General features: G+C 64.3%; 14 protein-coding genes. 6 read left to right on the top strand and 8 right to left on the bottom strand.

What is annotated here, in order from left to right; translation table 11 throughout:
* Positions 1-26: 26 nt before the first annotated feature.
* Complete coding sequence (locus tag FPJ27_RS26600; RefSeq protein WP_204426259.1) at positions 27-1712, top strand: ShlB/FhaC/HecB family hemolysin secretion/activation protein; 1686 nt, start codon at positions 27-29, stop codon at positions 1710-1712.
* Between the two features lie 166 nt (positions 1713-1878).
* The gene (locus tag FPJ27_RS26595) at positions 1879-2340 is read left to right on the top strand and encodes a DUF2147 domain-containing protein (protein WP_072441695.1); all 462 of its coding nucleotides are present in this window, start codon (positions 1879-1881) and stop codon (positions 2338-2340) included.
* A gap of 103 nt (positions 2341-2443) precedes the next feature.
* Here FPJ27_RS26595 and FPJ27_RS26590 read toward each other — a convergent pair whose 3' ends face one another.
* The 6 genes from FPJ27_RS26590 to typA form a co-directional block, all read right to left on the bottom strand.
* On the bottom strand, positions 2444-2854 hold the full coding sequence (locus tag FPJ27_RS26590) for a transposase (RefSeq protein WP_204426258.1): 411 nt from the start codon (positions 2852-2854) through the stop codon (positions 2444-2446).
* Positions 2855-2998: 144 nt separating this feature from the next.
* Positions 2999-4096: a cell division protein ZapE gene (zapE, locus tag FPJ27_RS26585; protein WP_034184039.1), complete on the bottom strand. Its 1098-nt coding sequence runs from the start codon at positions 4094-4096 to the stop codon at positions 2999-3001.
* Between the two features lie 97 nt (positions 4097-4193).
* A complete protein-coding gene (lpdA, locus tag FPJ27_RS26580; RefSeq protein ID WP_072441699.1) occupies positions 4194-5624 on the bottom strand; it encodes a dihydrolipoyl dehydrogenase in 1431 nt (476 codons plus the stop codon).
* 81 nt (positions 5625-5705) lie between these two features.
* On the bottom strand, positions 5706-6980 hold the full coding sequence (gene odhB, locus FPJ27_RS26575; RefSeq protein ID WP_072441701.1) for a 2-oxoglutarate dehydrogenase complex dihydrolipoyllysine-residue succinyltransferase: 1275 nt from the start codon (positions 6978-6980) through the stop codon (positions 5706-5708).
* A gap of 135 nt (positions 6981-7115) precedes the next feature.
* Positions 7116-9980 carry a 2-oxoglutarate dehydrogenase E1 component gene (locus FPJ27_RS26570; protein WP_072441703.1) on the bottom strand — a complete coding sequence of 955 codons (2865 nt, stop codon included), beginning with the start codon at positions 9978-9980 and terminating at the stop codon, positions 7116-7118.
* 319 nt (positions 9981-10299) lie between these two features.
* Entirely contained in the window at positions 10300-12126 is a 1827-nt protein-coding gene (typA, locus tag FPJ27_RS26565) for a translational GTPase TypA (RefSeq protein ID WP_034184035.1), read from the bottom strand.
* Positions 12127-12453: 327 nt separating this feature from the next.
* Here typA and FPJ27_RS26560 point away from each other — a divergent pair, with 327 nt between their 5' ends.
* The 4 genes from FPJ27_RS26560 to FPJ27_RS26545 all read left to right on the top strand — a co-directional run bounded on the left by FPJ27_RS26560 (position 12454) and on the right by FPJ27_RS26545 (position 17390).
* Entirely contained in the window at positions 12454-12945 is a 492-nt protein-coding gene (locus FPJ27_RS26560; RefSeq protein WP_204426257.1) for a MarR family transcriptional regulator, read from the top strand.
* 87 nt (positions 12946-13032) lie between these two features.
* Complete coding sequence (locus FPJ27_RS26555; RefSeq protein WP_204426256.1) at positions 13033-14529, top strand: efflux transporter outer membrane subunit; 1497 nt, start codon at positions 13033-13035, stop codon at positions 14527-14529.
* A gap of 52 nt (positions 14530-14581) precedes the next feature.
* Complete coding sequence (locus FPJ27_RS26550) at positions 14582-15802, top strand: HlyD family efflux transporter periplasmic adaptor subunit (protein WP_204426255.1); 1221 nt, start codon at positions 14582-14584, stop codon at positions 15800-15802.
* A gap of 28 nt (positions 15803-15830) precedes the next feature.
* Positions 15831-17390 carry a DHA2 family efflux MFS transporter permease subunit gene (locus tag FPJ27_RS26545; protein ID WP_204426254.1) on the top strand — a complete coding sequence of 520 codons (1560 nt, stop codon included), beginning with the start codon at positions 15831-15833 and terminating at the stop codon, positions 17388-17390.
* Positions 17391-17487: 97 nt separating this feature from the next.
* On the opposite strand, the gene truB is transcribed toward FPJ27_RS26545, so the two are convergent.
* A complete protein-coding gene (gene truB, locus FPJ27_RS26540) occupies positions 17488-18420 on the bottom strand; it encodes a tRNA pseudouridine(55) synthase TruB (RefSeq protein ID WP_204426253.1) in 933 nt (310 codons plus the stop codon).
* Positions 18421-18433: 13 nt separating this feature from the next.
* The gene (gene rbfA / locus FPJ27_RS26535; RefSeq protein WP_034184029.1) at positions 18434-18832 is read right to left on the bottom strand and encodes a 30S ribosome-binding factor RbfA; all 399 of its coding nucleotides are present in this window, start codon (positions 18830-18832) and stop codon (positions 18434-18436) included.
* Between the last annotated feature and the right edge of the window lie 61 nt (positions 18833-18893).

Genomic DNA, 18893 nt, shown 5'->3' with positions numbered 1-18893 from the left:
AAAAGCAAGGCCTACGAGGAAGAACAATGAAATCCAGACTCGACAGATGGATGATGCTGCTCGCCATCGCGGCAGCAGGCACGGCACAAGCACAAACGCGCGTCGGAGGTAACCCGCTCGACTCCCTGCCCCAGATCAACGCACCGAAGACGGGCCCGAACGTCACCGTGCAGGTCGCGCCCCAGGCGCCGCAATTGCAGGAACTGCTGTCGCGACACCTGACGCCGACGACGTTCCAGGTCGAAGGCGTGAAGTCGGTACCGTTCGAGGAAATCTCGCGTCGCTTCACGCCCCTCGTCGGCAAGGACATCACGATCGGCGAGTTGATCGAAACCGCCAACGGCGTGACGAAGCTGTACCAGGATCGCGGCTACGCGCTGTCGTTCGCGTTCGTTCCCGCGCAGACGTTCGAGAACGGCGTCGTGCGAATCACGGTCGTCGAAGGCTATGTGTCGGACGTCAAGGTCACCGGCAAGCCCGGCGCAATGGAACCGAAGATTCGCGCGATCGCCGCGCATATCACTGCAGATCGCCCGCTGCGCCGCGCGACGTTCGAGCGCTACGTGAATACGTTCGGCCTGCTGCCCGGCCTCACGGTAAAAGCGAACGTGCCGCCGCCGCAAACCACCGACGGGGCCACGACACTCGAACTCGCGGTCGACCGCAAGCCGTTCAACGTCAGCACCGGTATCGACTTCAATCACCCGGGCGTCCAGGGTCTCATCACCGCGACCGAAAACGGCCTGACGTCGTTCGGCGAGCAACTGAGCATCTCCGCGCTTGCGCCGCCGGGGCGTGACAAGCAGACCTACTTCGCGTTCAGCGGCGCGGTACCCGTCGGCAGCAGCGGCCTGATCACACGCCTCGACGCAAGCACCTATCGCGGCAAGCCGACCGACAACCCGGGTTTGCCGTCGACCGTCGAGCGGACCGTCAAGAACGAAAAACTCGGTCTTTCGGCATCCTATCCGTTGCTGCTGAACAACCAGCGCAGTCTGCTCGGCACCGTGTCGGGTTATGCATCGCACAACGAAGACCGTTACCAGAACAAGATCACCGGCAACTCCATCGACACGCGCTCGCAGGTCCGCGTGCTGCAGATGCAGCTCGACTACACGAGCGTTTCGCCGAAACAGGTACAGAAGCTGAGCGTCAACGTCGCGAAGGGGTTCAACATCCTCGGCGCGTCGAAAGCGCAGGACGTGACCGTCGGCACGACGACGACCTCGGTGGACAGCCCGATTTCGCTGACCTTCGTCCGCACCGGCGCGACCTTCACGCAAACGAACGAATGGCCGTTCCGGATCGGCACGTCGGTTTCGCTGACCGGGCAATACAGCCCCGACTCGCTGCCGACGTCCGAACAGATCTCGTTCGGATCGACCCGCTACGCGCTCGGCTACCAGCCAGGCGAAACGTCGGGCGACTCGGGCTGGGGGATGTCGCTCGAGGTCAACCGCGGCTTCTCGCCGGGCTGGACGTATATGAAATCCGTCACGCCGTACATCGCGTATGACATGGCGCGCGTGTACCTGCACGCGGGCACGCCGTCGCCGAACCGCATGTCGTCGGTCGGCATCGGCGTGCGGTTCACGGACAGCCGTTACTACAGTCTCGACCTGAACGTCGCAAAACCGATTGGCGACGCGCCGGTCGAAAGCGCGTCGCGCAGCCCGCGCATCAACGCCGCATTCTCGTATCAGCTCAACTGATCGGTCAGCAACCAGCCCGCGTCTCGTGGGCTGTTTCGAATAGAGTCCCCTCTATCAAACGTGGCGCGCGGTTTCACGTATTCTGGCGAAGCTCGCAACATGCCCGCCCCATGCAGGCGGTCGTGCGGGCGAATCGAACACGACATGCAAAACAAGGAGGATGACAATGATTCAACTGACCCGTCCGTTGCGTGCAATCGCCGTCGCCGGCGCACTGCTCGCCTGCGCAGCACCCACGTTCGCTCAAGCCGACAACCCCGTCGGCATGTGGCAGACCATCGACGACAACACCCATCAGCCGAAGGCACTCGTGCAAATCGCCGAGGACGGCGACGGTTCGCTGTCGGGCAAGGTCGTCAAGGGCCTCGGCGCGAACGATACGCCCGATCGCCGCTGCACCGCCTGCACGGACGAACGCAAGGATCAGCTCATCAAGGGCATGACGATCATCAAGGCGATGAAGAAGGAAGGCGATCACTGGGACGGCGGCAACATTCTCGACCCGGAAAACGGCAAGGTCTACAAGTGCAAGATGACGCTTGAAGATGGCGGCCAGAAGCTCGTCGTGCGCGGTTATATCGGCGTGTCGCTGCTCGGCCGTTCGCAGACCTGGGTACGCCAGCAATAACGCAGCACGCGCTGAAACGCGCGGCTCGATAAAAAAATCGGCCTGCGACAAAGTCGTCAGGCCGATTTTCTTTTGGTGCAGACGCAGAAGCAAACGGCGGACATCACGCCGCGTGCTTCAACGTGTCCGATGCATAGCCGCTCGGCGCACGACATGCGGGCGCGATGCTGCTACGCGCCTCCGCTGCCTTCGATTGCGTATGCTTGCGCATCCGTGTGGACAGTTCGTTGCACAGACTCACGCCCGAATCGCCATAGAGCTCACGCATCACGTTCAACAACGTGCCCGTCTCGTGCCATACCTTGAAGCGGCGATGGCATGTCTGATACGAAGGGTAACGGCGCGGCATGGCGGACCACGTTGCGCCGCTGTAGATCACCCAGAGCACGCCGTTCAGCACGGCACGCGTATTGGCTAACGGTCGGCCGCGCAACTCGGTGCGCGGCTGCATTTCGGGCAGAAGCGGCGCGACGCAGCGCCACTCGTGGTCGGTCAGATCGCGATACGGTGTCATGGACATCTCCAGCCTTGGTAACCATGACACAACGATATCGGCTCACCTCAACAATGAATATAAGACAAATCCGAAAATACCCCGAGATTACGCGGATTTGACCGGAATTGACGTTTGAATCGCGCCAATTACCGAGAATCGCAATCAGGTCAGCGAAGTATCGACGATACGGCGCGGCGTTTCAAGATACTCCTTCGACTGCATCTCGACGATACGCGAGACCGTGCGCGCGAATTCGTTCGCCATCGGGCCTTCGACGTACAACTGCTCCGCCGGCACCGCCGCGGACATCAGCAGCTTGACCTTGTGGTCGTACAGCACGTCGATCAGCCAGGTAAAGCGGCGCGCCTCGGACGCCATCCGCGGCGACATCTGCGGCACCTCGGACAGCACGATCGCGTGGAAGCGGCTCGCGAGTTCGAGATAGTCGTTCTGCGATCGCGGGCCGCCGCACAGCGTCGCGAAGTCGAACCATACGACGCCGTCCGCCTTGCGCAGCGCCTTCAGCTCGCGCTTCTCGATATGCAGGATCGGGCTTTCGTCGGGTACCGCGGCGAGCTTCGCGAACGCATGGCGCAGTTCGCGATCGGCGTCGGCGCCAAGCGGCGTGTGATACATCTGCACCTGCGCGAGCGTGCGCTGGCGATAGTCGACACCCGCGTCGACGTTGAGCACGTCGAGCTTTTCCTTGATCAGCGCGATCGCCGGCAGCATGCGGTCGCGATGCAGCCCGTCCGGATACAGGTCGTCGGGATCGTAGTTGGACGTCATCACGAACTGCACGCCGTTGTTGAACAGGCGATCGAGCAGACGGTACAGGATCATCGCGTCGGCAATGTCCGACACGTGGAACTCGTCGAAGCAGATCAGCCGGTAGCGCTTCGCGATGCGCCGCGCAAGTTCGTCGAGCGGATCGGCCTGCCCTTTCAGTTCCTCGAGCTCGCGGTGCACTTCGCGCATGAATTCGTGGAAGTGCAGGCGCGTCTTGCGCTGCACGGGTACGACCGCGTAGAAGCTGTCCATCAGGAAGCTCTTGCCGCGACCGACACCGCCCCACATGTAGACGCCGCGCGGCAGGTCCGGATGAATGATGAGCTTCTTGAACGCGTTCGAGCGGCGCGCCTTGTATTCGACCCACTCGTCGAAACAGCGCTGCAGGCGATCGACCGCGGCGCGCTGCGCGGGGTCGGACTGATAGCCGCGCGTGGTCAGTTCGCGCGTGTAGTATTCGGTGACGTTCATCGGGCAAACCGGAAAGAACGAAGGCGAGCGGGAAACCCCGCCCGCCTTCGTCATGAGACGGCTGCGCCGGCCGAGAGCCGGCTGGCGCTTACCGCGCTCAGCTATTCAGCGAGCGCTTGTCGACGGCGAGCGCCGCTTCGCGCATCACTTCCGACATCGACGGGTGCGGATGGCAGATACGGGCGATGTCTTCCGACGCCGCCTTGAACTCCATCGCCACCACGGCTTCCGCGATCAGGTCCGACGCGTTCGCGCCGATCACGTGCACGCCGAGCAGTTCGTCGGTCTTCGCGTCCGCGATCATCTTCACGAAACCGTCCGGCGCGTTCATGCCGAGCGCGCGGCCGTTGATCGAGAACGGGAACTTGCCCGTCTTGATCTCGCGGCCTTCCGCCTTCAGTTGCTGCTCCGTCTGGCCGACCCACGCGATCTCCGGGTACGTGTAGATCACCCACGGAATGCAGTTGTAGTCGATGTGCGGCTTCTGGCCGTCGATCACTTCCGCGACCAGCACGCCTTCATCTTCCGCCTTGTGCGCAAGCATCGGGCCGCGCACCACGTCGCCGATCGCGTAGACGTTCGGCACCGCCGTGCGGCAGTGGTCGTCGACGTCGATGAAGCCGCGCTCGTTCGCCTTCAGGCCGATTGCCTCGAGGCCGAGGTTGTCGGTGTTCGGCACGCGGCCGACCGACACGATCAGGCGGTCGGCGTCGAGCGTCTGCGCGTTGCCGTCCTTGTCCGTGTAGGCGATCGACACGCCGTCCGCGGTCGTCTTCACTTCGCCGATCTTCACGCCGAGATGGATGTCGAGGCCCTGCTTCTTGAACAGCTTGGCCGCTTCCTTCGCGAGCGCTTCGTCGGCTGCGCCGAGGAATGCCGGCAGCGCTTCGAGCACCGTCACTTCGGCACCCAGGCGACGCCACACCGAGCCGAGTTCGAGGCCGATCACGCCTGCGCCGATCACGGCGAGCTTCTTCGGCACCGAGTCGAACGTCAGCGCACCTTCGTTGTCCGACACGATCCTGTTGTCGACCGGGATGCCCGGCAGGTGACGCGCCTTCGAGCCCGTCGCGATGATCACGTTCTTCGCGGTGACGACTTCGGTTTCACCCTCGCCGCTCACTTCGATCTGCACGCCGGCGTCGGTCTTGCCGGCGAACTTGCCATGGCCCTTCAGCCAGGTGATCTTGTTCTTCTTGAACAGGAACTCGATCCCGCTCGTCATCTTCTCGACGATCGCGTCCTTGCGGCCAAGCATCTTCGCCACGTCGATCTTCACGCCATCGACGGTGATGCCGTGATCGGCCAGGTGATGCGACGTGTTCTCGAACTCTTCCGACGACGCGAGCAGCGCCTTCGACGGGATGCAGCCCACGTTCAGGCAGGTGCCGCCGAGCTTCAGCGCGCCGGCCGGGTTCTTCCACTTTTCGATACAGGCAACGGTCTTGCCCAGCTGCGCGGCGCGGATCGCGGCGATGTAGCCGCCGGGACCGGCGCCGATCACGACGACGTCAAATTCCTTGGACATGGAAATCCTTTCTACTTGTACGTCCGCACGGTCGCGCGTCTGCGCGCCCGTGCGGAGCGGGTCAATGCGGTGAAACTCGGCTTACAGGTCGAGCAGCAGGCGTGCCGGATCCTCGAGCGCATCCTTCATCGCGACGAGCGACAGCACGGCTTCGCGGCCGTCGATGATCCGGTGGTCGTACGACAGCGCGAGATAGTTGATCGGACGGATCACGATCTGGCCGTTTTCGACAACCGGACGCTCCTTGGTCGCGTGCACGCCGAGGATCGCCGACTGCGGCGGGTTGATGATCGGGGTCGACAGCATCGAGCCGAACACGCCGCCGTTCGAGATCGAGAACGTACCGCCCGTCATTTCCTCGATCGACAGCTTGCCGTCCTTCGCCTTCTGGCCGAATTCGGCGATCTTCTTCTCGATGTCGGCGAGGCTCAGTTGATCCGCGTTGCGCAGGATCGGCACGACGAGGCCGCGCGGCGAGCCGACGGCGATACCGATGTCGAAGTAGCCGTGGTAGACGATGTCGTTACCGTCGATCGACGCGTTCACGAGCGGGAACTTCTTCAGCGCATGCACGGCCGCCTTCACGAAGAACGACATGAAGCCGAGCTTCACGCCATGTTCCTTCTCGAACTTGTCCTTGTACTTGTTGCGCAGTTCCATGACCGGAGCCATGTTGACTTCGTTGAACGTCGTCAGGATCGCGTTGGTCTGCTGCGATTCGAGCAGACGCTCGGCGATACGCGCACGCAGGCGCGACATCGGCACGCGCTGTTCCGGACGGTCGTTCAGCCAGGTCGTCGCCGACGCCGGCACCTTCACTTCCGGCAGCGACGGCTTCGCAGCGGCCTTGGCCGGTGCGGCGGCCGGAGCGGCCTTCGGTGCGCTGCCTGCTGCCAGCGCGTCGCCCTTCGTGACGCGGCCGTCGCGGCCCGAACCTGCGACGTCGCCTGCCGACAGACCCTTCTCGGCCAGCAGCTTCGATGCGGCCGGCGATGCGGCGGCCGAGCTCGATGCCGTTGCGGCGACCGGCTGTGCTGCCGGTGCGGCCGCAGCAGGCGCTGCTGCCGGCTTGACTTCGGCGGCGCCCGCCGCTGCTTCGGCCGCACCTGCCTTCGCTTCGGTGTCGATCGTCGCGATCAGCTGATCGGCAACCACCGTGTCACCGTCGTTCTGCAGCACTTGCGCGAGCACGCCCGCGGCCGGTGCCGGCACTTCGAGCACGACCTTGTCGGTCTCGAGTTCGATCAGGATTTCGTCTTGCGCGACTGCTTCGCCCGGCTTCTTCTTCCACTGCAGCATGGTGGCTTCCGAAACCGACTCCGAAAGCTGGGGGACTTTGACTTCTACGATAGCCATGTGATTTTCCTGGATGCTTAATCTGGGTAATGACGAGGTTCGTGCGATTCCTTCGGCCGGTGCGGCGCGCGACGCGCCCGGCAGGCCAAAAGAGACGGGAAAGCGCCGCGCGCCTTCCCGTTTCGCTTCCGTCGGTTATTTCGCGATCGATGCGCTCTTCAGGCGGCCGAAAGCACCTTCGATCAGGGCCTTCTGCTGCTCGTAGTGCTTCGCGTAGTAGCCAACCGCCGGCGAGGCCGAAGCCGGACGGCCGCTGTATGCCAGCTTCTGTCCTTCCTTCATGCCTTCCTTCAGATGGTGCTCGACGTAGAACCAGGGGCCCTGGTTCTGCGGCTCGTCCTGCACCCAGACCACTTCAGTCGCGTTCTCGTACTTCTTCATTTCGGCTTCGAACTGCTTGTGCGCGAACGGATACAGCTGCTCGATACGGATGATCGCGACGTCGTTCGCCTTCGCTTCGCGGCGATGTGCGACGAGGTCGTAATACACGCGGCCCGAGCATGCCAGCACGCGCTTGACCTTCTTCGCGTCGATGCCGCCGTCGGTTTCGCCCAGCACCGGCTGGAACGAACCCTTCGCGAGTTCCGACAGGTCCGACACCGCTTCCTTGTGACGCAGCAGCGACTTCGGCGTAGCGACGATCAGCGGCTTGCGGAACAGGCGGATCATCTGGCGACGCAGCAGGTGGAAGATCTGCGCCGGCGTCGTCGGCTGGACGACCTGCATGTTGTGATCCGCGCACAGTTGCAGGAAACGCTCGATACGGGTCGACGAGTGTTCCGGACCCTGGCCTTCATAGCCGTGCGGCAGCAGCATCGTCAGACCCGACACGCGGCCCCACTTCACTTCGCCCGACGAGATGAACTGGTCGATCACGACCTGCGCGCCGTTGACGAAGTCGCCGAACTGCGCTTCCCACAGCACGAGCGTGTTCGGCTCGGCGGTCGAGTAACCGTATTCGAAGCCCAGCACCGCTTCTTCCGACAGCACCGAGTCGATCACCGTGAACTTCGCCTGGCCTTCGGCGATGTTCTGCAGCGGCACGTACGTGCCGTCGTTCCAGCGCTCGCGGTTCTGGTCGTGCAGCACCGCGTGACGGTGCGTGAACGTGCCGCGGCCCGAGTCCTGGCCCGTCAGGCGCACCGAGTAGCCCGATGCGACGAGCGACGCGAACGCGAGGTGCTCGCCCATGCCCCAGTCGAGCGGCTGGTCGCCGCGCGCCATGTTGCGGCGGTCGTTGATCACGCGCTCGACGAGCGGGTGGACCTTGAAGTTTTCCGGGACCGTCGTGATGCGTTCGCCGAGGCGCTTCAGTTCCGCGAGCGGCACGGCCGTGTCGGCCGCATCCGTCCACTTGCGGTTCAGGAACGGAACCCAGTCGACCGCGTACTTGCTCTTGTAGTTCGACAGGACCGGGTCGACCGTGTGGTGACCGTCGTCCATCGCCTTGCGGTACGCCTTCACGTAGTTGTCGGCGTCTTCCGCGGTGATCACGCCCTGCTGCACGAGCTTCTCGGCGTACAGCGCACGGGTGCCCGGGTGCTGCGCGATCTTCTTGTACATCAGCGGCTGCGTGACGGCCGGCGTGTCCTGCTCGTTGTGACCCAGCTTGCGGAAGCAGACGATGTCGATCACGACATCCTTGTGGAACTGCATCCGGTAGTCGATCGCGATCTGCGTCGCGAGGATCACCGCTTCCGGATCGTCGCCGTTCACGTGCAGCACCGGCGCCTCGATCATCTTGACGACGTCGGTACAGTACAGCGTCGAGCGCGCGTCGCGCGGGTCGGACGTCGTGAAGCCGATCTGGTTGTTGATGACGATGTGCAGCGTGCCGTGCGTGCCGTAACCGCGCGTCTGCGCGAGGTTCAGCGTTTCCATCACGACGCCCTGGCCCGCGAAGGCCGCGTCGCCGTGGATCTGCACCGGCAGCACCTGCAGGCCGTCTTCGTCACCGCGGCGGTCCATCCGCGCCTTCGCGGAACCTTCGACCACCGGGTTCACGATTTCGAGGTGCGACGGGTTGAATGCAAGCGACAGGTGAACCGGGCCGCCTTCCGTCGACACGTCCGACGAGAAGCCCTTGTGGTACTTCACGTCGCCGGCCGGCAGGTCGTCGACGTGCTTGCCTTCGAATTCGGCGAACAGGTCGGCCGGCATCTTGCCGAGCGTGTTGACGAGCACGTTCAGGCGGCCACGGTGGGCCATGCCGATGATGATTTCCTGCACGCCGCGCTTGCCCGCATGCTGGACGACTTCGTCCATCGCCGCGATGAAGCTTTCGCCGCCTTCGAGCGAGAAGCGCTTCTGGCCGACGTACTTGGTGTGCAGGTAACGCTCGAGGCCTTCAGCAGCCGTCAGGCGATTCAGGATGTGCTTCTTCTCGTCTGCCGAGAAGTTCGGCGTCGCGCGGGTCGACTCCAGGCGCTCCTGCCACCAGCGCTTCTGTTCCGGGTCGCTGATGTACATGTACTCGGCGCCGATCGTGCCGCAGTACGTGTCGCGCAGGCCCTTGACGATATCGCGCAGCGAAGCCTGGTCGAAACCGAAATACAGGTTGCTCGCGCTGTAGGTCTGGTCGAGGTCGCCTTCGGAGAAGTCGTAGAACGCGGGTTCGAGTTCGGGAATGGCGGGACGTTCGCGACGCTTCAGGGGATCCAGATTGGCCCATTGCGAGCCAAGGAAGCGATAGGCGCTGATGAGGGACTGGACGTGAACCTGCTTGCGTGCCGCAGCCAGATTGGTGCCGCTTTCGCGCGGGATGAAGGCATTGGCCTTCGCACGCTCGGCAAACGATTCGACGATCGGGAAATGCGCGACGTCATTGGCATTCGAACCGTCCGTTGCAGGCACATTCTGCAGCGCGTCGAAATACTCTCGCCAATTCTCCGGCACCGACGCCGGATTGTTGAGGTATGCATCGTACAGTTCTTCAACGTACGAAGCATTGCCGCCGAACAGATAGGAGTTCAGCTGAAACTGCTTCATTACATCTGACATTTTACGCTCACCTTTCTTCGAGCTTCTCGAGAAATAGCGGGTTACTCAACCTTCCGCGACACGGCCTGACCGTTTAGCGGATTGCGAATCAAGTCTTGCTTGGAAGGACCTAAAACTTGCGTGCGCGCAGCATATCACAGAACCGATACCGGAGTTCACGGCGAAATGTGCCCGAAAGCACCGCGCGACGGGGTTTTGCCGGATTGCCACGACCCGCGGGAACAGTGTTTTGCAGACAATCCGGTTGCGCGTCGCGCAGACGCAAAAAAGGCCGCCCGGAGGCAGCCTTTTTTGTCATGCACGGGAACGGTCGAAACGCTCAGTCGACCGCGCCTTCGCGGCTCGCGCGGCGACGCTCGTGCTCCTTCAGGAAGCGCTTGCGCAGGCGGATCGACTGCGGCGTCACCTCGACGAGCTCGTCGTCATCGATGAACTCGACCGCGTATTCCAGCGACATCTGGACCGGCGGAACGAGACGCACGGCTTCGTCGGTGCCCGACGCGCGCACGTTGGTCAGCTGCTTGCCCTTGATCGGGTTCACGACGAGGTCGTTGTCGCGGCTGTGGATGCCGATGATCATGCCCTCATACAGCGCGTCGCCCGGCTTCACGAACATGCGGCCGCGATCCTGCAGCTTCCACAGTGCATACGCCACGGCCGCGCCGTCGTCCTGCGAGATCAGCACGCCGTTGCGGCGTTCGCCGACCGAGCCGTCCTTGACCGGTGCGTACGAGTCGAAGATATGGCTCATCAGGCCCGTGCCGCGCGTGAGCGTCAGGAATTCGCTCTGGAAGCCGATCAGGCCGCGCGCCGAGATCTTGTATTCCAGACGCGTGCGGCCACGACCGTCCGACGCCATGTCGAGCATCTCGCCCTTGCGGCGGCCGAGCTCTTCCATCACGCCACCCTGATGCTCGTCCTCGACGTCGACCGTCAGCAGTTCGTACGGCTCATGCTTCGCGCCGTCGATTTCCTGCATCACGACGCGCGGACGCGACACGGCCAGCTCGTAGCCTTCGCGACGCATGTTCTCGACGAGAATCGTCAGGTGCAGTTCGCCGCGGCCCGACACTTCGAACACCGTTTCGTCGCCGGTGTCCTTCACGCGCAGCGCGACGTTGTGGTTCAGTTCCTTCATCAGGCGGTCGCGGATCTGGCGGCTCGTCACGAACTTGCCTTCGCGGCCTGCGAGCGGCGACGAGTTGACGAGGAAGTTCATCGTCAGCGTCGGCTCGTCGACAGTGATCATCGGCAGCGCTTCCGGCGTATCCACCGCGCAGATCGTCGCGCCGATACCGACATCTTCAATACCGTTGATCAGCACGATGTCGCCGGCTTCGGCCGAGTCGACCTGCACGCGCTCGAGCCCCTTGAACGACAGCACCTGGTTGATCTTGCGGCTCAGCACGTCGCCTTCCGGGCCGAAACGCATCACGACCGGCTGACCCGGCTTGATGCGGCCGCGCGTGATGCGGCCGACGCCGATCCGGCCGACGTACGTCGAATAGTCGAGCGACGTGATCTGAAGCTGCAGCGGCGCTTCCGGGTCGGCCGGGCGGACCGGCACGTGCGCGAGGATCGCCTCGAACAGCGGGCGCATGTCGCCTTCGCGCGTGGCCGGGTCGAGCGACGCATAGCCGTTCAGGCCCGATGCGTAGACGATCGGGAAGTCGAGCTGCTCTTCCGTCGCGCCGAGCTTGTCGAACAGGTCGAACGTCTGGTTGATGACCCAATCGATCCGCGCGCCCGGGCGGTCGATCTTGTTGACGACGACGATCGGCTTCAGGCCGAGCGCGAGCGCCTTCTTCGTGACGAAGCGCGTCTGCGGCATCGGGCCCTCGACCGCGTCGACGAGCAGCAGCACCGAGTCGACCATCGACAGCACGCGCTCCACCTCGCCACCGAAGTCCGCGTGCCCCGGCGTGTCGACGATGTTGATGTGCGTGCCTTCATACTCGACCGCACAGTTCTTCGCGAGAATCGTGATCCCGCGCTCCTTTTCGATGTCGTTCGAATCCATCACCCGCTCCGCAATCTGCTGGTTCTCGCGGAAGGTGCCGGACTGGCGGAGCAGTTGGTCGACGAGCGTAGTCTTGCCGTGGTCGACGTGGGCGATGATGGCGATGTTGCGAAGGGCGCGGGTCATAGAAACCTGGAAATCGTTTGAACGCGCAAGCGCGCCCGCTCGTTTTTCACGGGCGCGCGCGTTGCAGCTGGGAAAGCCTCAAATTATAGCACGTGCGAGTGTCGAAAGCTGGCTGGCACGTTGCAACGCAGCAAGCCGGGCCGGCCCGGCCTCTCCTCGAACGCGCAGCTCTGCCGCAGGCGCCGCCGCCAGCAGACCGAAAACCCTTGTCGCGATAAGGGATTCCTGCAACGCGGAGCACGCCCGTTGCCGTTCGATTAACATTTGCCGCGGCAAGCAATTGTCCCTATACTGCTGCCTAGTCAACTATTGCAGCTTCAGGGTTTTATGTCGGATTCTCCTACCCAACCGCCGGTTTCGCCGCTGTCTTCGTATCAGATGAACGACAGCGTCGGTTATCTGATGTCGCGCGTGAAGTCGGTGATGACCAACCTCGTCACGCAACGCACGCAGGAAGAGCTCGGCATCACGGGCACGCAGGCGAGCATGCTGTTCATGATCGCGGTCGGCAAGTGCTCGACGGCCGCCGAGCTCGCTCGCGAATACGGGATCGACGCGAGCGCGGTCACGCGCCTGCTCGACCGGGTCGAGAAACGCGGCCTGCTGTCCCGCGTGCGCAGCATCGAGGATCGGCGCGTCGTGCGCCTCGAACTGACCGACGAAGGCCGCGCGCTTGCCGAACGGCTGCCACCCATTTTCCGCAGCGTGCTCGACCAGGTGCTGGACGGATTTACGCCGGAAGAAGTCGGGTTCCTGAAGAGCATGCTGCGCCGCATTCTCAGCAACTATTGCGAGACGGCCGGCGGCGGCATCGCGTAATAGTTGCCATAACAATTACTTTTGACAGATTAATGTAAGGAAATCCTTGCAGTGTCCATCATTCATTCCGAGTCAGGGGTCAGCGCGATGAAATCCTCCCCATTGTCCGTGCGTGCCGGGTCGTGCCGCGCCGCCGTCGCCGCCGCGGTCGCCGCACTGGCGCTGGCGGGCTGCGCGAATTACATCGGCATCAAGAGCGACAAGCAGATCGCCCCCGCGTCGCAATTCGAATCCGCGCAGAGCCTGCCGGCCCAGGGCGGCCAGTGGCCGGCGCTCGACTGGGCCAATCAGTTCGGCGATCCGCAGTTGCCGAAGCTGATCGACGAGGCCCTTCAGGGCAATCCGTCGATCGCGCAGGCGCAGGCGCGCATCGCGAAGGCATCGTCGTACATCGAATCGTCGCGCTCGAACCTGCTGCCGAAAGCCGAGGCCAGCTACTCGTGGACCCGCGAACTGTATTCGTCGAACGCACTGTTCCCGCCCCCGTACGGCGGCCAGTGGTACAGCGAGAACAACGCGCTCGCGAGCGCGTCGTGGGAGCTCGACCTGTGGGGCAAGAACCGCGAACGCCTGCACACCGCCGTGTCGCAGGAAAAAGCGGCCGAAGCCGACATGCAGCAGGCACGCATCACGCTCGCGTCATCGGTCGCGCGCACCTATAACTCGCTCGCCCAGCTCTACGCGCTGCGCGACATCGCGCAACGCGAGATCGCCAACCGCGAGACGGTCGGCAAGATCACCGACGGCCGCGTGTCGGCCGGCCTCGACACCAACGTCGAACGCCAGACGGCCCGCGGCAATATCGCGACGACCCAGGCTTCGCTGTCGGATCTCGACGGCCAGATCACGACGGTGCGCTACCAGCTCGCCGCGCTGCTCGGCAAGGGGCCTGATCGCGGGCTGCAGATCGCGGCGCCCGTGATGAACCCGAGCGGCGAAGTCGCACTGCCCGGCAACCTGCCGGCCGATCTCGTCTCGCGCCGCCCCGACATCGTCGCCGCACGCTGGCAGGTCGAGGCTGCGATGCACGACGTGAAGGAAGCGAAGGCCGAGTTCTATCCCGACGTGAACCTCGCGGCCGGCTTCGGCTTCGATGCGTTCGGCTGGGGCAAATTCCTGAACTTCGCGAGCCGCCAGGCGCAGTTCGGCCCGGCGATCCACCTGCCGATCTTCGACGCCGGCGCGCTGCGCGCCCAGCTCAAGGGCCGCTATGCGGACTTCGACCTGTCGGTGGCGAACTACAACCAGACGCTGATCGGCGCGCTGAACGACGTCGCGACGCAAGTCGCGTCGATCCGCGCGGTCGATCGCCAGATGGGCGACGCGCAACGCGCGCTCGACGCGTCGACGCGCGCCTACGATCTCGCCGTGATCCGCTACAAGGCCGGCCTGTCGCCGCAACTGCAGGTGCTGACCGCGGACAGCAACCGCCTCGCATCGGAGCAGACGGTGACCAACCTGAAGATGCGCCGCCGCGACATGCAGCTCGCGCTGATCAAGGCGCTCGGCGGCGGGTTCGACGCGACCGGCACGCCGCTCGCCGCGCCCGACGCCGACAAACCGACAAAACAGGCCGCCAACTGATCCGGCGCCACCACTACGCAGACACTCGAAATAACGGACGGAGAAAATCGCCATGAGCGACCCTCAACAAAATGCCGCCAGCGCACAGTCGCAGAACAACGGGAAGCGCAAACGGATGATGACGCTGCTCGTCGCGGTCATCGTGATCGCGGCCATCGCGTACGGCCTGTACTACTTCCTCGTTGCCCGCTTCCATGAAGGAACCGACGATGCGTACGTGAACGGCAACGTCGTGCAGATCACGCCGCAGGTCACCGGCACCGTGATCGCCGTAAAGGCCGACGATACGCAGACGGTCAAGGCCGGCGACCCGCTGGTCGTGCTCGACCCGGCCGATTCGCAGGTCGCGCTGCAACAGGCGGAAGCCAACCTCGCGCAGACGGTGCGCCAGGTGCGTGGCCTGTTCGTCAACGACGACCAGTACCGCGCGCAGGTCGCGCTGCGCCAGTCCGACCTGTCGAAGGCCCAGGACGATCTGCGCCGCCGTGTGGCCGTCGCGCAGACGGGCGCCGTGTCGCAGGAAGAGATCTCGCACGCACGTGACGCCGTGAAAGCCGCGCAAGCGTCGCTCGATAGCGCGCAGCAGCAGCTCGCATCGAACCGCGCGCTGACCGCGAACACCACGATCGCGTCGCACCCGAACGTGATGGCCGCCGCAGCGAAGGTTCGCGACGCGTATCTCGCGAACGCGCGCAACGTGCTGCCGGCGCCTGTGACGGGCTACGTCGCGAAGCGCTCGGTGCAGGTCGGCCAGCGCGTGTCGCCGGGCACGCCGCTGATGTCGGTGGTGCCGCTGAATGCCGTGTGGGTCGACGCGAACTTCAAGGAAGTCCAGCTCAAGCACATGCGCATCGGCCAGCCGGTCGAGCTGACGGCCGACATCTACGGCTCGTCGGCCGTCTACCACGGCAAGGTCGTCGGCTTCTCGGCCGGCACGGGCTCGGCGTTCTCGCTGCTGCCGGCGCAGAACGCGACCGGCAACTGGATCAAGGTCGTGCAGCGCCTGCCGGTGCGTATCGAGCTCGATCCGAAGGATCTCGACAAGCATCCGCTGCGCATCGGCCTGTCGATGCAGGTCGACGTGGACATCAAGGACGAACGCGGCAACCAGCTCGTCAACGCGCCGAACACCGTCTACGAGACCAACGTGTTCGCGAAGTACGGCGACGAAGCCGATGCCGAAATCGCGCGCGTCATCGCCGAGAACGCCGGCAGCAACGCGTCGGCAGTGCCGGCCGCGGCGAAGCAAGGCAGCGCCGCGAAGATGATGTAACCGTTCCGACTCCGGAAAAACAACCGAAATGGCACAGGCTCCTGTCTCCTACCCGCCCTTGCAGGGCGGGCAACTCGTGCTCGGGACGATCGCGGTGTCGCTCGCGGTGTTCATGAACGTGCTCGACACGTCCATCGCGAACGTCGCGATCCCGACCATCTCGGGCGACCTCGGCGTGTCGTCCGACCAGGGCACGTGGGTCATCACGTCGTTCGCGGTCGCGAACGCGATCTCGGTGCCGCTGACGGGCTGGCTGACCGACCGTTTCGGGCAGGTCCGCCTGTTCCTCGCGTCGATCATCCTGTTCGTCATCTCGTCCTGGATGTGCGGCCTCGCGCCGACGCTGCCGTTCCTGCTCGCGTCGCGCGTGCTGCAGGGTGCGGTCGCGGGCCCGATGATTCCGCTGTCGCAATCGCTGCTGCTGTCGAGCTATCCGCGCGCGAAGGCGCCGATGGCGCTCGCGTTATGGGCGATGACGACGCTGATCGCGCCCGTTGCCGGTCCGATTCTCGGCGGCTGGATCTCGGACAACTACTCGTGGCCGTGGATCTTCTACGTCAACATCCCGGTCGGCATCGCTGCCGCCGCCGCGACGTGGGCGATCTACCGCAATCGGGAGTCGGCCGTGCGCCGCGCCCCAATCGACGGCGTCGGTCTCGCGCTGCTGGTGCTGTGGGTCGGCTCGCTGCAGATCATGCTCGACAAGGGCAAGGATCTCGACTGGTTCGCATCGACGACGATCGTCGCGCTCGCGCTGATCGCGATCATCTCGTTCGCGTTCTTCGTGATCTGGGAACTGACCGCCGAGCACCCCGTCGTCGACCTGTCGCTGTTCCGGATTCGCAACTTCACGGGCGGCACGGTTGCGTTGTCGATCGGGTACGGCCTGTACTTCGGCAACCTCGTGCTGTTGCCGCTATGGCTGCAGACGCAGATCGGCTACACCGCGACCGACGCCGGTCTCGTGATGGCGCCGGTCGGGCTGTTCGCCATCCTGCTGTCCCCGCTCACCGGGAAGTATCTGCCGCGCACCGATCCTCGCTACATCGCGACTGCCGCGTTCCTCACGTTCGCACTGTGCTTCTGGATGCGCTCGCGCTACACGACGGGCGTCGACGAATGGTCGCTGACGCTGCCGACACTCGTGCAGGGCATCGCGATGGCCGGCTTCTTCATCCCGCTCGTGTCGATCACGTTGTCCGGCCTGCCCGGCCACCGCATTCCCGCGGCTTCCGGCCTGTCGAACTTCGTGCGGATCATGTGCGGCGGCATCGGCACGTCGATCTTCCAGACCGCGTGGGATCACCGCAACAACTTCCATCACGCGCAGCTGGTCGAGCAGGCGAACGTGTACAACCCGACGTTCAACCAGGCCGTCACGCAGATGGGCAATCTCGGGCTGACGCAGAACCAGGCGCAGGGCCTCATCAACAACCAGGCCACGCAACAGGCCGCGCAGCTCGGCGTGAACGACCTGTTCTACATCTCGGCCGTGATCTTCGTGCTGTTGATTGGGCTGATCTGGATTACGAAGCCCGAACGCGCGGGCGGCGGCGATGCCGGTGCGGCAGCGTCGGCGGCACACTGAGCGCCGCCCGACACCGCGCCATCGCGCGCCAAACAAAAAGCCCGGTCGATTTCGACCGGGCTTTTTGTTGCTTCGACGGCGCGCTCTCGCCGCTGCGTCAGGCTGCCGTCACGACGAGCCGTTCCGGTGCGAGCACGCCATTCGCCTTGCGCGCCACGCCGAGCAGACGCGCTGCGTCGTAGACGCGCACGCGCTCGCCGTCGGCCGCATCGATCGGCCCGAGCTCCGACAGCGGCAGGCGCTGACCATGCAGGAACCGCTTCGCGCACGCGTCGTCGAGACGAACGGACGGAAACGTCGACAACAATGCATCGACCGGCTGGAGCCACGCATCGCGCGCCGACTCATCCGCATCCGACAGCGCATCGAGCGTCACCGCATGCTCGAGCGTCAGCGCGCCGACGCCCGTGCGACGCAGCATCGTCAGATGCGCACCGCAACCGAGCGCCTCGCCGATATCCTCTGCCAGCGTGCGCACATAAGTGCCCTTGCTGCAGGTCACGCGAAACGTTACGTCGGGCATCTCGCAGGCAAGCAGGTCGAGCGCATGGATCGTCACCTTGCGGCCTTCGCGCTCGACGGTCTGACCCGCGCGCGCATATTCGTACAGCGGCTTGCCATCACGCTTGAGTGCCGAATACATCGGCGGCACCTGCACGATCTCGCCGGTGAAGCGCGCGAGCGCGGCCTCCACCGCTGCGCGGTCGCATCCGACCGGCCGCGTGTCGATCACTTCGCCTTCCGCGTCGCCGGTGGCCGTGCGCAGGCCGAGGCGCATCGTCGCTTCGTAGGTCTTGTCGGCCTCGAGCAGATCCTGCGAGAACTTCGTCGCCTCGCCGAAACACAGCGGCAGCAGGCCCGAAGCCAGCGGATCGAGCGTGCCGGTATGGCCGGCTTTCTTCGCGAAAAGCAGCCGCTTCGCGCGAATCAGCGCATCGTTGCTCGACAGGCCGACCGGCTTGTCGAGCAGGAGGACACCGTCCAGCGCGCGCCGGGGCACGCGCGGGCGTTGGGATGCTGCATTCGTCATAGGCCGGTCGAGTTCAGTCGTCCTTGGTCGGCGCGTCGGCTTCGTCGTCGTCCTTCGCACGCGTCGAATTCGCTTCCTTGATCAGGCGCGACATTTCCACGGCCTTCTCGATCGTCTGGTCGTAATGGAAGTGCAGCGTCGGCACCGTATGAATGTGCAGACGCTTGAACAGCAGGTTGTGCAGGTGCCCCGACGCATGGTTCAGCGCCTCCTGCGTCTTTTCCGGATCGCCGGTGAGCGCCGTGAAGTAGACCTTCGCGTGCGCGTAGTCCGGCGTGAGCTCCACGCTCTGGATGGTGACGATGCCGATGCGCGGGTCTTTGACCTCGCGCATGATGAGTTCGGACAGATCGCGCTGAATCTGGTCGGCGATCTGAACGTTGCGATTGGGAGAAGTCCGTTTCCTGGACATGATCGATCCGTGATCCGTTTATCAGGATGAAGCGGCGGGCCATTGTTGGCGCGCCACTATG

The sequence above is a fragment of the Burkholderia sp. MS455 genome (assembly GCF_016899445.1).
Lineage (GTDB): Bacteria > Pseudomonadota > Gammaproteobacteria > Burkholderiales > Burkholderiaceae > Burkholderia > Burkholderia pyrrocinia_C.
The sequence above is the reverse complement of the archived record's forward strand: the minus strand, read 5'-3'. Positions and strand labels throughout refer to the sequence as shown.